Origin of the sequence: Phormidium tenue FACHB-1050, from assembly GCF_014696925.1 — a bacterium.
GTDB lineage: Bacteria > Cyanobacteriota > Cyanobacteriia > Pseudanabaenales > Pseudanabaenaceae > Pseudanabaena.
On record NZ_JACJQY010000048.1, the window covers coordinates 14,026 to 27,932 of the forward strand.

Annotated in this window: 10 protein-coding genes; 3 read left to right on the forward strand and 7 right to left on the reverse strand. The window is 41.4% G+C overall.

Annotation, left to right across the window (positions count from 1 at the left end; translation table 11 throughout):
* Positions 1-53: 53 nt before the first annotated feature.
* Positions 54-2,678, reverse strand: a complete 2,625-nt coding sequence (locus tag H6G05_RS21165) for a DEAD/DEAH box helicase (protein WP_190581234.1) — start codon at positions 2,676-2,678, stop codon at positions 54-56.
* Between the two features lie 376 nt (positions 2,679-3,054).
* On the opposite strand from H6G05_RS21165, the gene modA reads away from it, so the two are divergent.
* Both modA and modB read left to right on the forward strand, forming a co-directional pair.
* Complete coding sequence (gene modA, locus H6G05_RS21170; protein ID WP_190581236.1) at positions 3,055-3,885, forward strand: molybdate ABC transporter substrate-binding protein; 831 nt, start codon at positions 3,055-3,057, stop codon at positions 3,883-3,885.
* The gene (gene modB, locus H6G05_RS21175; protein WP_190581245.1) at positions 3,866-5,710 is read left to right on the forward strand and encodes a molybdate ABC transporter permease subunit; all 1,845 of its coding nucleotides are present in this window, start codon (positions 3,866-3,868) and stop codon (positions 5,708-5,710) included. Before modA ends, modB begins: the two co-directional genes overlap by 20 nt.
* Before the next feature lie 469 nt (positions 5,711-6,179).
* Here the strand turns inward: modB and psb29 are convergent, their stop codons facing one another.
* Positions 6,180-6,887 (reverse strand): photosystem II biogenesis protein Psp29, encoded by a 708-nt coding sequence (gene psb29, locus H6G05_RS21180; RefSeq protein ID WP_190581247.1) that lies wholly within the window; start codon positions 6,885-6,887, stop codon positions 6,180-6,182.
* Between the two features lie 235 nt (positions 6,888-7,122).
* Here psb29 and H6G05_RS21185 point away from each other — a divergent pair, with 235 nt between their 5' ends.
* The gene (locus tag H6G05_RS21185; protein ID WP_190581249.1) at positions 7,123-8,622 is read left to right on the forward strand and encodes a class I adenylate-forming enzyme family protein; all 1,500 of its coding nucleotides are present in this window, start codon (positions 7,123-7,125) and stop codon (positions 8,620-8,622) included.
* 53 nt (positions 8,623-8,675) lie between these two features.
* Here the strand turns inward: H6G05_RS21185 and H6G05_RS21190 are convergent, their stop codons facing one another.
* The 5 genes from H6G05_RS21190 to H6G05_RS21210 all read right to left on the reverse strand — a co-directional run bounded on the left by H6G05_RS21190 (position 8,676) and on the right by H6G05_RS21210 (position 13,577).
* Positions 8,676-10,469: a DUF3685 domain-containing protein gene (locus H6G05_RS21190; RefSeq protein ID WP_190581252.1), complete on the reverse strand. Its 1,794-nt coding sequence runs from the start codon at positions 10,467-10,469 to the stop codon at positions 8,676-8,678.
* Positions 10,470-10,539: 70 nt separating this feature from the next.
* The gene (locus H6G05_RS21195; protein ID WP_242025724.1) at positions 10,540-10,872 is read right to left on the reverse strand and encodes a helix-turn-helix transcriptional regulator; all 333 of its coding nucleotides are present in this window, start codon (positions 10,870-10,872) and stop codon (positions 10,540-10,542) included.
* Between the two features lie 88 nt (positions 10,873-10,960).
* Complete coding sequence (locus H6G05_RS21200; RefSeq protein ID WP_190581254.1) at positions 10,961-11,284, reverse strand: type II toxin-antitoxin system RelE/ParE family toxin; 324 nt, start codon at positions 11,282-11,284, stop codon at positions 10,961-10,963.
* Positions 11,285-11,605: 321 nt separating this feature from the next.
* Positions 11,606-12,901 carry a sensor histidine kinase gene (locus H6G05_RS21205; RefSeq protein WP_242025726.1) on the reverse strand — a complete coding sequence of 432 codons (1,296 nt, stop codon included), beginning with the start codon at positions 12,899-12,901 and terminating at the stop codon, positions 11,606-11,608.
* Positions 12,902-13,058: 157 nt separating this feature from the next.
* Positions 13,059-13,577, reverse strand: a complete 519-nt coding sequence (locus H6G05_RS21210; protein ID WP_190581256.1) for a photosystem II protein Psb27 — start codon at positions 13,575-13,577, stop codon at positions 13,059-13,061.
* Positions 13,578-13,907 lie beyond the last annotated feature (330 nt).

The window sequence follows — 13,907 nt, forward strand, 5'->3', positions numbered from 1 at the left end:
ATTGGGAAATATCCAGTAATCTAAGAACTTCTTAAAGAATGAGAAAGGGAAACTTAAATTACCTCATTTACAGGGAAGCGATCAATCATTTGTGCAGCTTGCTTAGCGGCTTGATAGATTTGCGACGGCAAATTGGGAACATGGGGAATTTGATATAACAAATCTATGGTGCGCCGCATTAAACGAACAATATCGCCTTCGTCAAGGTTGGTGTTCTGGCATAGCTCAAACCATTCCATTCCCAAAGCCCATTGCTCCACTAAGCCTGTTAATTCATAATCCAGCCATGCAGGAATATCTACTAAATGGCGGCGTTGGACTGGCATCAACTCGCGGCGGCGATCGCGTAATCCATCGAGAGCATCTTCAACGGTGGGAGATAGCCCGAACTTGATCCAGTTGTCGGGGCGACTATTTTCGCTAACGATCGCCGCGCAGACAGTGGCGAGATGGTGGGGGGCAAGGTTATCTAATTCGCCAGACATTAGGCATATGGCTAGCCACAGTTCGTTTTCACCCCGCAGCGCTGCTACGACTTTACCTTTGTCGGTGGGTTGCGTATCTTCAAGGCAGCCATAGAATTGCAAGATGTTAACGAGGCTCATAAATTCTTGCCAATGTCTTTGTCGGCGTTCATTGACCACTTTTTGCTGAAACTCAATTTGGCGTTGCAATTGATCCAGACGATTTACTTTTTTGAAAACTGCACCGCGATCGCTCATTTTCGAGACAGGATGTTGATTCATCTCTGACTCGATCGCCATCACTCGCGATTGCTGTTTAATCACTTCAGGAGCCAGTTCTGGATCTGGTAAGGGCGTAATTTTTTGGGCGATCGCGAAACTAGTTTCATCACCATCGATCGACTGTCCTGGTCTTAAGGGCAGTTTTGCGGGATATTCGATGTCACCATCCAACAATAAATCACTGCCAACTTGGACGATATCTTTGTAGCCGACCGTATACCAACGATTATCACGACCGAGACAAACAAACCAAGGGAATTGTCCAGAGCCTTGAACTTTGGCTGCGAGAACGGTATGAATAATTAAACCTTTATTGGTACGAATCGTGAGTGGGGAACCCGATAGCAAATAGGGTGCGTAAGAAGCCAAATCATTTAAGCGCATCTCTTCTGCTTGTTGAGCCAGCATTTTCAGGAGTCGCTTTTCCTCACGGAGGCGATCGCGCAATTTGTCATAGACTTCCAACTGCTTCAAATCAATGTTCGCCAGATCATGCTCTAGCTTAGCGATTTGTTCCATTACCGATTCTAGGTTCTGGATTTGAGGCGCAAGATTTAGGTCGGCAAGATATTGCCCAAAACTTCGCTCAACTAGATCTCTCGCTTGATCGAGTGAGTGGGTTTGCAGCAGATTCATTACCATTCCGTAACTTGGCGCAAATTGACTAACTAGTGGATCAGCGCTAGAAGTTGCAAGATGAGCAGCTTCCTTTGCGCCTTCAAAGGGAGTCTGCACGGTAACAACATAGCCAACCTTATCCATGCCACGTCGTCCCGCTCTCCCTGCCATTTGCAGAAACTCTGAGGCATTAAGTAGCCGATGTCCGCGATCGGTGCGCTTGGAAATACTAGAGATTACGGTGGTTCTCGCAGGCATATTAATTCCCGCCGCTAGAGTTTCCGTAGCAAATACAACTTTAATCAAACCTTGCTGAAACAACTCCTCTACAAATCCTTTCCATGCGGGTAAAATTCCTGCATGGTGAGCGGCAATACCACGATAGAGAGCATCAATATGAGCGGGCTTACCAATCTCAGGATTAGCGGCGATAAACGCATCAATTTGTGGCTTTAGTCTCAGTGATTCTTCTGCATTAACAAGGGAAACATTGCCCAAATCTGTAACCGATTTGTCGCATCCACGACGGCTGAAGATAAAGTAAATTGCTGGCAGCATATCACGCTGACGTAGATGTGAAATTACGGCTCCGATGGGCGGGACAATTTTATGCCTTTCTTCTTTGGATGGCGGCTTATTGGTAAGCGGTTTTAGGCGAGGATTAATCTTTTGGTTGGAACTGTCCAGTAAAGGAAAAAAGCCTTTGTTATTACAGAAAGAATGCTCAAGGGGAACAGGACGAAAATCGGAATAGATTAACTCCGTATCACCATGCACTTTGTGAATCCAGTCGGTTAGTTGTTGGCTATTTGCTACGGTTGCTGAAAGCGCGACTAACTGCACTTCCGCAGGACAATACACAATCGACTCTTCCCATACGGTTCCCCTCTGGCGATCGTTCATATAGTGGCATTCATCTAGTACCACCACTTCCACATCCGTAAGCGAAGTGCCAACTTCACCAATTGGTGTGCCATAAAGCATATTCCGAAAAATTTCGGTAGTCATTACTAAAATCGGCGCGTCACGGTTTACAGATGTATCACCCGTTAGCAAACCAACATTATCATCGCCAAACTGATGCCGAAAATCGCGTAACTTTTGATTAGAGAGAGCCTTGAGTGGTGTGGTATAAAAAACTCGGCGATGGTCTGCCAATGCAGCATGAATTGCATATTCGCCAATTAAGGTTTTACCTGAACCAGTTGGTGCACAAACAACGACCGACTTACCTGCTTGCAAGGCGGCGATCGCCTGTAATTGAAACGGGTCAAGTTCAAAGGGATATAGTTCTTGTGGGTCTATTGCTTGCACGCAGGTCTGCCTGAGTAAATATACTTGTAATTTAGAGTAGCAATTATGATGAAATGCTGATCTAATCTTCTATAGTAGCCTATTGCTAGAAGTTGCGAGAATAACCATAGGATGATCGCCTCTCAATTTGCCTTCAACAGCGATCGCTCTTTTACTGTCTTCCTACCAAATGACTATAGCAATCCTATTTTATTTGTGAGATTAAATGGTTTGAGAGAGTGCAGCCCATTTAAGATTGCTGTATAGCAATGCAAATTTGTATAAATATTTGTATAAACAACTGTGTACATATACATATGTATAAGGTTATACAATCATCTTTCAATGTATGAAGGAACTGTTTATTTATAGTTCTTTTACTCTATTAGAGTTTTCCATGAACAAAAAAAAGGTCATCACCTTCCTTTCTCTGATCGTTGTCACCCTATGCGCGATCACAGGATGCATCTCGCCAACAATCGAACAGACAAGTAAACCTGTAGCCAATCAATCAGCAGTTCCTTCAGTCAAACAAGAGAACATCCAATTAACGGTTTCGGCAGCAGTTAGTCTCAAGGAAGCATTGGGCGAAATTACACCTTTATACAGCAAGGCTAAATCTAATGTTGCCATTCGCAATAATTTTGGCAGTTCAGGCGACTTACAACAACAAATCGTAAATGGTGCTCCCGTTGATGTCTTTATTTCTGCGGCATCCAAACAAATGGATGAATTGCAGAAAAAAGACTTAATCGTTGCTGATACCCGCCGCGATTTATTAAGTAATCGCTTGGTATTAATTGTACCAGAGGATAAGAGTGATGCTAGTGATTTGAAAGACTTAACCAATGCTAATATCGAACGAATTGCGATCGGCGATCCCCGTAGTGTTCCCGTAGGTCAATATGCCGAACAAGCTCTGACTAAATTGGATTTATTACAAGAAGTCCAATCAAAACTTGTCTTAGGAAACAATGTGCGTCAAGTACTGCAATTTGTCGAGTCTGGCAATGCTCAAGCAGGAATTGTCTACGCAACCGATGCAAAAACTTCCACTAAAGTTAAGGTAGTACAAATCATTGATGCTAAACTTCACAAACCGATCGTCTATCCAATCGCTGTTTTGCAAAAAAGCTCCAATCAAGAAAGCGCCAAATCCTATCTAGAGTATCTATCCAGCGAACCAGTCAAGACTATTTTTGAGAAATATGGATTTAGCAGCCTTTGATTTCTCTCCATTTTGGATATCCCTAAAGGTGGCAATTACTGCCATCTTTTTTACGTTCTTTTTAGGAATTGTGGCAGCTTATAGTCTCCTTGAATATCGTGGTAAATGGAAATCAGTACTTGATAGCATTTTTCTTGCGCCATTGGTGTTACCACCTACTGTCGTTGGCTTTCTCTTACTCCAACTATTTGGACAATATGGCTGGCTAGGCAAATTTCTACAACTCTTCCGTTTCAATATCATTTTCACTTGGTATGCAGGCGTAGTCGCAGCAGTCGTTGTTACCTTTCCACTCATGTATAAGACAGCTCAAGGAGCCTTCGAGCAGGTAGATGGGAATTTAATTCGAGCCGCGAAAACCCTTGGGGCTTCTGAATTTCGAGCCTTTTGGCAAATAGCCTTACCCCTCGCCTTCCCAGGAATTTTAGCAGGAGCGGTGCTTGCCTTTGCTAGAGGCTTAGGTGAATTTGGCGCGACCCTAATGTTAGCGGGTAATATTCCCAAGCAAACCACCACCATTCCCCTCGCCATTTATGCCGCCGTCCAAGCAGGGGATAATCAAGAAGCTTGGCTCTGGACAGCGATTATTTTATCAATGTCGTTTTCAGCGATCGCCATTGCTAATCTCTGGTCAAATAAGAGAGAAAGGAAAAAGGAAAAAGGAAAAAGGAAAAAGGAAAAAATTCAATCCTCGATTACCAAACCACCATTACCAAACCATCATTACCAATCCCCAATTACTAATCCTCAAAAAGGCTTATTCATCAATATCACCAAACAGTTACCTGAGTTTGATTTGCAAATTACTTTACACTGTGTTGATCAATCAATCGGCATTTTGGGGGCATCAGGTACAGGTAAAAGTATGCTGCTCAAGTGCATTGCAGGGATGGAAACTCCATCAAGTGGGCGGATTGTAGTTAATGGGAAGATTTTATTTGATAGTACTAACAATATTAATTTACCTAGTCGCGATCGCCATATTGGTTTTCTATTCCAAAATTACGCACTATTTCCACATCTAACGGTCGCACAAAATATTGCCTTTGGTTTGCCAAAGGAATTACCATCATTACAAATTAAACAAAAAGTTTCTGAGCAATTACATAGCATTGAGCTACAGGGATTTGGCGATCGCTATCCCCATCAACTTTCTGGTGGACAGCAGCAAAGAGTTGCTCTAGCAAGAGCGCTAGTTAGTCAACCTGAAATCCTTCTGCTTGATGAACCATTTTCGGCTTTAGATACCCATCTGCGTAGCCAAATGGAACGAGAGCTAATTTCGGCGCTTAGCAATTATCAGGGGCTAACGCTATTTGTCACTCACAACATTGAGGAAGCCTACCGCATCTGTACAAATCTGTTGATTTTAGATCATGGTCAAGTCATGCGATATGGGAAGAAGTCAGATGTTCTCGAAAATCCCTCAAATCTGGAAACAGCGAGGCTGACGGGCTGCAAAAACTTTTCACGAATAAACCTGATTGCACCTCATTATGTCGAAGCGATCGATTGGGATTGTAATCTCCAAGTTAACTATGATGCTACAAACCTGACAACACACATAGGCACTCGCGCCCACCATATTACATTTTTAGAAAATTCAGTCAAAAGTGATTTACCAAATACGATTCCCTGTTGGTTAGTTCGCACTACAGAAACACCTCATCGTATGACCTTATATATTAAGTTAAATGCTCCTCCCAATCATGATTGGGATTATCATCTACAAGCAGAAGTATTTAAAGAGAGATGGCTTATTCTCAAGGAATATTCTCAACCGTGGCAAGCTTGTTTTGATCCTAATCAACTTTTTTTAGTCTAATACCAAAGAACAAAATGGCGTATTGTTCTTTTAAAACCCTGATGGGTTTGGCTTTTATCGCTATCGCCATTCTTGTTAGGACATAAAACCCAAATAGTGTGAGGCGGCGCGAAGCGCCGCCTCACACTATTTGGGTTTTGATTTGTCCTGATATAGCAAAGCAAGTTTTGCTTAGGACGTAAAACCCAAGAATCGAGTGGCGGCACGAAGCGCCGCCACTCGATTCTTGGGTTTTGGTTTGTACTAGCTAACTCTTTTTTTGCTATATGACTAGTCATTTTAGAACAATGGGACTTACGCAAAATCACCGTGAAACAGCGGTTTCACGTAGGGGCAATTCATGAATTGCCTCTACGTTAGGTTCTTTTGCATAAGTCCTAAACAAGTTAAAATCCAAAATAGAATGGCGGCGCGAAGCTCCGCCATTCTATTTTGGATTTTAAAATGGAAGGCTTTGCCTTCTATTTTTTTATGTATTTTCGTTAGTTTCTGTAGAAGCGGCACTGATTGAAGCAGTTTCTTTCTGAGCGCGTTTTTTGCGTTCAGCTTCCACCATGTCCGCAATCATTTGACGAGCTTGCTCAATCTTGTCGAGATTGGAGCGATATAGGTCAATATCTTTGAGTAAGCGATCGCTACCAAATTTCAGCGTTTCACCTACTAATTTGATCACTTCTTCACGCTTCGTACTATCAGCAATATCGTCAGGATCGCTAATTTCTAGCAATGCGTATAGCCCTACACCCAGCAAGCGACTATATTTGAAGTTTTCTTTATTAGCAATCGTCTTTAATTGTCCAGACAAAGGCTCAAGGTTGATGCCAGAGTCTAAGCTGGTCAACAGGGTTTTAATTTCTTGAGGCGATCGCGTGGCTAGGTCGCTCAGAGTTGTCGCATCTTGGCGAATGCGATCAGAGTCAAACTGAAGCGCCGAACACAATGCATGAAATACTGCAAAGCGATCAGTCTCAGGCTTGTAACCCACTGTAAAGCGATCGAAAGTAGTCACAAAACCTAATGCAAAAATTGCGTCATATACAAATGTTTGATTGACTTTCAGTAGATGGATTTCCACCAAAAGCTCATCCACAACCCGTCTATAGACTTGATTGACTGGCTTGGGAAAAGCTAAATAAAAATCTTTTTTAGTATCAGAAACAGTACGAACGGTATTCACAGTCAACAAAACCTAAAGACAAGATAGTTCAAATTATCATCGCACAGTTAGCCATAGCATCAGTCTATCGCTGTAAATAAATTTGCTGTATAGCTCCAAAAAGGCAAATGGCAGCGTATCGCGCCACCATTTGTCTTTTTGGGTTTTATGTTTGATAAAATTATGGGCAGCAGCAGAAGGCTCTATCCCTTGACATAGGCGATCGCCACATTAAAAATTTTAGGTAAATCCAGTCATGAATTTAGCTCGGCTAATTTCCGAAACCGCAGCAAAATATGCTGACAAACCAGCGATCGTATTTGGAGGCAAAACTTGGACTTACCGAGATTTCGATCAGCAAGTCCAGAGTTATGCCGCTCACCTCGATCGCTTAGGTATCAAAAAAGGCGATCGCGTCGCAGTCCAACTACCAAAATGCATCGAATTTTTATTTTTTCATTTTGCGATTCTTTCCATCGGTGCGATCACCTTACCACTCAATCCCGACTATCGCCCTGAAGAAATTGACTATTTCTTGACGGATTCAGGTAGTTCTTTATATGTGACCACTCGCGATATTTTTAACAAAGTAAAATCGACAATTCAGCATTTATCAGAATTAAAACTCTTATTAAAGGAAGAAGCAATTCCGCCGATGGCGGAATTGCTTCTTCCCAAATACGCCGCAGGTGGTGATGATATTGCCATGATCTGCTACACATCAGGCACAACGGGACGCTGTAAAGGTGCAGCAATTTCCCATCACAATCTCATCGCCAACATGAAAGCCCTACATAAAGCATGGGAATGGAGCGATCATGATATTCTGCTCCATGTCTTGCCGCTATTTCATGTACACGGCTTGAATGTGGCTACTCTAGGATGTCTCTACGCAGGCGCAACTATGATCATGTTCGAGAAATTTGAACCACGCCGCGTTTGGGAAACTTTAACATCATCAAATTGCACCCTATTCATGGGCGTTCCCACCATTTATCAACGACTAATCAATGAATGGGAAAAACTAGAACCTCAGCCAAATTTGCAGAGTATGCGCCTATTTGTTTCTGGCTCCGCACCCCTCAGCGATCAACAGTTCTATCAATTTGAAAACATCACAGGTTTTCGCATTCTTGAACGTTATGGCATGACGGAAACAGGAATGAATGCCTCCAATCATATTGATTCAGAGCATCGCAAAGCTAAGAGTGTGGGATTTCCTTTGGATGGCGTAGAAATTCGGATTGTTAATCGTGGTGGGGAGGATGCAGCGATCGCTGATGTCGGTGAAGTATGGATTCGTGGCGCAAATGTCTTTCAATGCTATTGGGGTATGCCTGATAAAACGGCTGAATCATTTACGGACGGATGGTTTCATACGGGCGATCTGGGCTTTCAAGATCCCGATGACCATAACAGGCTGTACTTAGTCGGTCGCGCTAAGGAGCTAATTATTACAGGTGGATTTAATGTCTATCCTAAAGAAATCGAGAATGTTCTAGAATCCCACGAAGCTGTCAAAGAATCAGCAGTGGTAGGATTACCAGATGCTGATTTTGGCGAAAAAGTTGTCGCCGCGATCGCCCTTAAAGAGGCATTTACAATTCCCGATGAAGAGTTAATTACCCATTGCAAAAGTCGCCTTGCCACCTACAAATGTCCTAAGCAAATATTTTTTGTCGCTGAACTTCCCCGCAATGCTATGGGAAAAATCCAGAAAAATATCTTAGTCCAACAAATTAGCACTTTGCCGTAGATTTTTGATGTCGTGACTTAACCGCAACAAAAAGTAGGCTGTAGCGCTACAGCCTACTTTTTGTTGCGGTTTTCTTGCCAAGCATTGCCAATTCCTTGCACCACACCGCGCCCAATCAAACCAATGCCCCGACCAATCACATTGGTTAACACATACACAAATCCACTACCAATAAAAGCGATCGCCGATTTCAATCTTGGCGCGATCGCATCTTGTAATTCCAGTACCAAAGTAACAGCAAGTTGCACCCCTTCTAGCTGTTGTAGCTCCTGATTGCGAGGGGTGTATATAGTTATTCTTTTGATGCCGCGATCGGCAAAGGTCAGCAAAACATGACGACTCTCAAAGATTAATTGAGGTTCAGCAATATACTTCTCTAAGCGATATTTCCAAGATAAATCATTGCGAAATCGTTCGATTTCACGAGTAGCTAATAAGTTATAGCGATAGAAATTATGTTTGATTTCTTCAATATTTGCAAAATTATTTAAGAGGGGTTGAGTTACGGCATTAGCAATTTGAATAATTAAATTATCCAAGATCATCTCCACCCTCTGCATTGCTTCAGGTGTCCCGATAGCGGCGCTAGAGTCGTCGATGACTAATTCTGTCTCAAACAATAGATGGGATAGTAAATTATCAAACTGGGGAATTTTATCTAGAAATTCTGTCTGTACGATCTCTTCATCCTTGAGTAAAACATCCACAACATTAACTTCAGAATCAATATTATTCAGCACATAATATTTGCCAAAAAAATTAATTATCGTTTCCTGCCAAATACTTTTTAAAATATCAGGTATTTTCAGTTCTAATTGTGATGGTTGAATTTGAGAAAACCGTAAATCAGTGATGATTTGTTCGATTTGGCGCAAAGCAATATATAGAAGTTGTCGCTTTTTCTCATCTTTCAAAATATCAATTTCTAAAGGAGTTTTACTTATATTTAATAAGCTAGATTGTAGTTTGTTAACCGTTTTGTCCCATAGACTTGCTTGGACAGCTAGAGCATTATTTCTGGATTGCGCCTCTGTTTGATCTTGGGCTGTGTTGTTAGCTTTTGTAGTTGTGCGATCGCTTATTTCCCCATCAAAAACAGTGTATTTTTCGTCCAGATTAGAAACCGTATTTGCTGGTGGCATAGCTGGTTCTGTTTGTTGTCCCCATAACCGATTCACTAACCAACGCGCCGCTTGTAATTCTCTAGCCTGTCCCGCTAAAATCATTTTGGTAATCTGATCGCTAATCTGGTCACTATTGGTATTGGCTAAATTTGCCTTGACTTCAGCTAACACCCGATCAATGCCCCGTATTCCCGACAAATAGAAATTACGCTTGACGATCGCTACCACAGTTTGCTCAGGTAGATTTCGCATTAAGCGATTAGCTTGGTTAGAGAGCTGGCTAACAAGTCTTTGGAGATCGTCTAGATACTGATTTCCTGAAGCAACTAGGCGAATCGCGGTTATTAATTCATCGGGATTATTGCCCTTCAGGCAATATCCCTCAACACCAGCGAGTAAAACCATTTCCACTAGCTCAGACGGCTGTGGAGAACTCAATACCAAAATTGGCAATTGGGGATATTCAGACTTTAAACGCTGACACAGTTCTAAACCAGATTGCCGATCAATTGCTGCTGATTCCGAATTTTTTGCGTTTATATTTAGATCGAGAATGACTAAATCAAGATCTCCTGCTCCTTGCAAAAACTCTACGGCTTCAGCCACCGTCTCTGCTTCAGCCACCACTTCCAACTCTGAAAATTGTGCCAACCATGATCGCATTCCCATCCGAAAAATGCGATCTCCATCTATCAAAAGTAATCTATATATCTCGTCACTCATTAGGCAGTTTCATAATAAGTGAAGGATTTAAAGTTACCGTATTCATGTTTTTAGCTTACTAGTTGACAAATTAATAAAATGGAGAACTGATTACTTTGCCAATCTCTTGAGGAGTTGCGCCAATTTCTAATAACGTATTAATGATCAGATCCAAAGATGAAGAAGGATCGCCTGATTCCATTTTAGCAACCCTAGACTGGCTAGACTTAATTTTCTTTGCAAGAGCTTGTTGTGTTAATTTATTTTTAGTTCTTAACTCTTTGAGATAGTGACTAAGAGATAGCCTCATCTCAATAAACGCTGACTCTTGGGGAGTTAATCCTAAAAATTCATCTACAGTGCCACATTGCCAACCATCGGCTTCTAATCGGCGGCGTTTTTCTAAATCCATAAGTTTACTCATAATATTATGTGTAAAGTTGTTAGATTAAAGAGAATCAAGTGTTTGATCTCGAATCTCTTCAATTTAACAATTAAGTCTGACCTAAAATTTAAGCATCATCATAACGTTTCATACGTCTTTGGCAGTTATCAATAACTTGCTTAGGTGTTTTTGGCGTTTTTTTATTGAAGACTTCTAAAATTAGGATGACATCTACATCAATACGATAGACAATCCGCCAATTACTTTCTCCATCTGCGATACGCAATTCATGGCAGTGTTTACCAATACTAGGCATAGGGCGTGAGAAAGGTAGCGATAGAATTTCTCCTCTTTGGAGTTTTTTGAGTAAAAATCCTGCCTCACGTCTTGCTACCGCAGAAAAAGGAGGCGTTTTGATTTCTCCACTAAGCCAAAATAATTTTTTATTCATTCTATTGTTTTCTATGAGTAGGACACATGAGAATTTTGTTGAAAGTAGTGCAAAGCAATATTTCCAACAACGATCAATCACTGTTTAAAGAACTATTTGTGTATTACTCATTTGAAAATTTTTATACATTTGCATTTATAGATTTCATGCTCACATATGAAATAAAATGAATTTTTCTTGTGTTTATTTTGAATAGTGTAGAAATTAAGCATAGCTATTTAATTTACCTTTATTACATTATGTCAAAATGGACATAATTGCAATATCAAAGTCAGAATCTCAGCCTAAAGTTCTATCTGCGTAGATTGAACTTGTATTGACTCAAATAAATGGCAAAAAGATGGTCAGGATTTCACCATCGTAGGCAGCGCTTGTAGAATGCATTCTGACGGTTAGCTTTCCCCCAAGAGCTTTGAGCAAAGTCTTCGTAGTTGGTAAACTCAAACTTAAGGTTCCAGTCTCAGGTTGTAGCATCAGCCATTGTCCTACTGCCTTAAGTAAAGGCAAGTCACCCCCACCTTGTCGCGTTACTTGTGATTGAAACTGTAACTTTAGATACTCACCCGCACTGGTGAGGACAAGCTGAATATGGCTATCAGGGGGAAAACTGCGAACTAGGCGATCAATGAGTCCATTGAGAACTTGAGAGAGCAGGAGAGCATTACTCAAAATCGCAGGAATTTCCGTCGGTAATATCATTTCTAAAGAGATCTGTCGCCGTCCCGCATGGTCTTGCCAACGCATAAATCCATCACTTAAGATTTCCTCGATTTGGGTTGCTTCCAACATAATGGCGTAACTATCGAGTTGGGCAGCTTCAAAAATCAAATTAAATCTTTCGATCTGCTCCGTACATTCCGCATCAACTCGATCTAATCGCGCTTTTACTTCTGCCGAAATATCCTTGCGTCGCTTTAGCGATCGCACCAACATACGGATCGTCGTCAGCGGAGTTCGCACCTCATGGGTAATCGCTTTGATGATATCAACTTCTTGGATTTCAGGGATCGCTAACTCTTGATGAATTGAAGATTGTGCCATCAAAATTGTGCCAAATCTTGCCATGACTTGATAGGGCGGCAAGGTAAGAGGAAATTGTTGCAGCTTTGTTTGTAATAAATTTTGTTGATCAGTACGCCGAATTCGCAGTAGAAGGACAGCGATCGCCGCTTGAATAGCTACAGGATGCAGAGACCAAGTACAACTATGACTTTTTGCAGAGGCTAGAATTACAACACTAAAAAATTCTGTGACTAAAATGCAAAACCATTCTTGATTAAGGGGATCAGCTTTGGGGATCGAGACAACTTGAGTGTTGCTAATCGGTAAAGAACCAGTGGGAAATAGTGAGGATTTACTGGTAGTAAATACCCAAGTTTGTAATTCGGGTTGGCGATAAACTGCATTCGGAAAAATATATGGATGATGAGTTAGCAAAAGTCCTTTAATCGGTTGATGCATCGAAAATTGCTGGAGAACGGCAATCAGCTTATACCAAAATTCCTTTGCATCAGTTTGATGCAACTCTTCAACAAACTCACGGGTTTGCAAATCTTGATGCAGTGCTTCGTATATTGTTGCCAATCCTGTCGCCAATGTTTCGTCATCCTCAAGCAAGCTAGTTATATCGTTTTAAGAAACTGCACTTAAGCCAATAATAGGAGTAGGAGCAGGTTTAGTTGATAATTTGACCATATATAGCAGAGTCATCAGTAAAACCTGCCCCTACAGCCAATGTAAAAAATGCAATCAGTGCAGTTTCCTAAAAATAAAATTACCGACCTTGAGTTAGCGCAGTTTCAGCACGATCAAACTCTTGTAACAAGCGATCGCGAACCTTCGCAGGTACAGCCCGCTTAACCGAGCCGTTGTAATATCCTGCCAAAGTATTCAATGCTGTTAGCATTGTTGTATAAGAATACAAACCACTCTTTTCGCGATCAGCCCGATAACGGGATACATAGGCATTGATTTTGTATCTTGCTGATGTCTTAACCGCAGCACGATTTTCAGCATCTTCTGGCAGATTAATCGCTTCTCGCAACATTTTGATCGTGTCAGTTGTATCAGTGAGATAATTACCAGTCAAACCTGCATTAACCAGCGTTTGTATTTCTTTAGTGGACAATACTTCGCCCTTTTTAGCAAACAGAGCCGCATTTGCTTCTGGTGTAAAACTGCTAAGTACCACTAGGGAAGCCAATGTAAAAGCGATCGCCGAACGACATAAGCCTTGTAAAGAAACTTTTAAAACTTTTAAAGACTTAAATAAAGACTCGTATTTTGCCTTCATATTTATAAAAATACATATTTGTTGTCCCCTTAATCTTATGGCTTTTCGGGCAACCTCCCCTAGTATCCAAAGGAGGGGATCGCAATGTTATGGTTTCGTGACATTGCGATCCCCTCTAAAATTTGCCAAGGTGATCGCCACAACAATTACAGGTATTTGGTTTTAGCTAAGTATTTGTACTAAAAACAGGGAATAAGCTTGTCTAAACCAATAGAAGATAACCCTTTCAGCCATTGACCTTCTCCGAAAATTTGGCAGAATGTACTTAGCTACAGACCGAAACCTCAGTTCAGTGCAACTGAGGCAGATACCATTAAAAGCAGTTGGAGG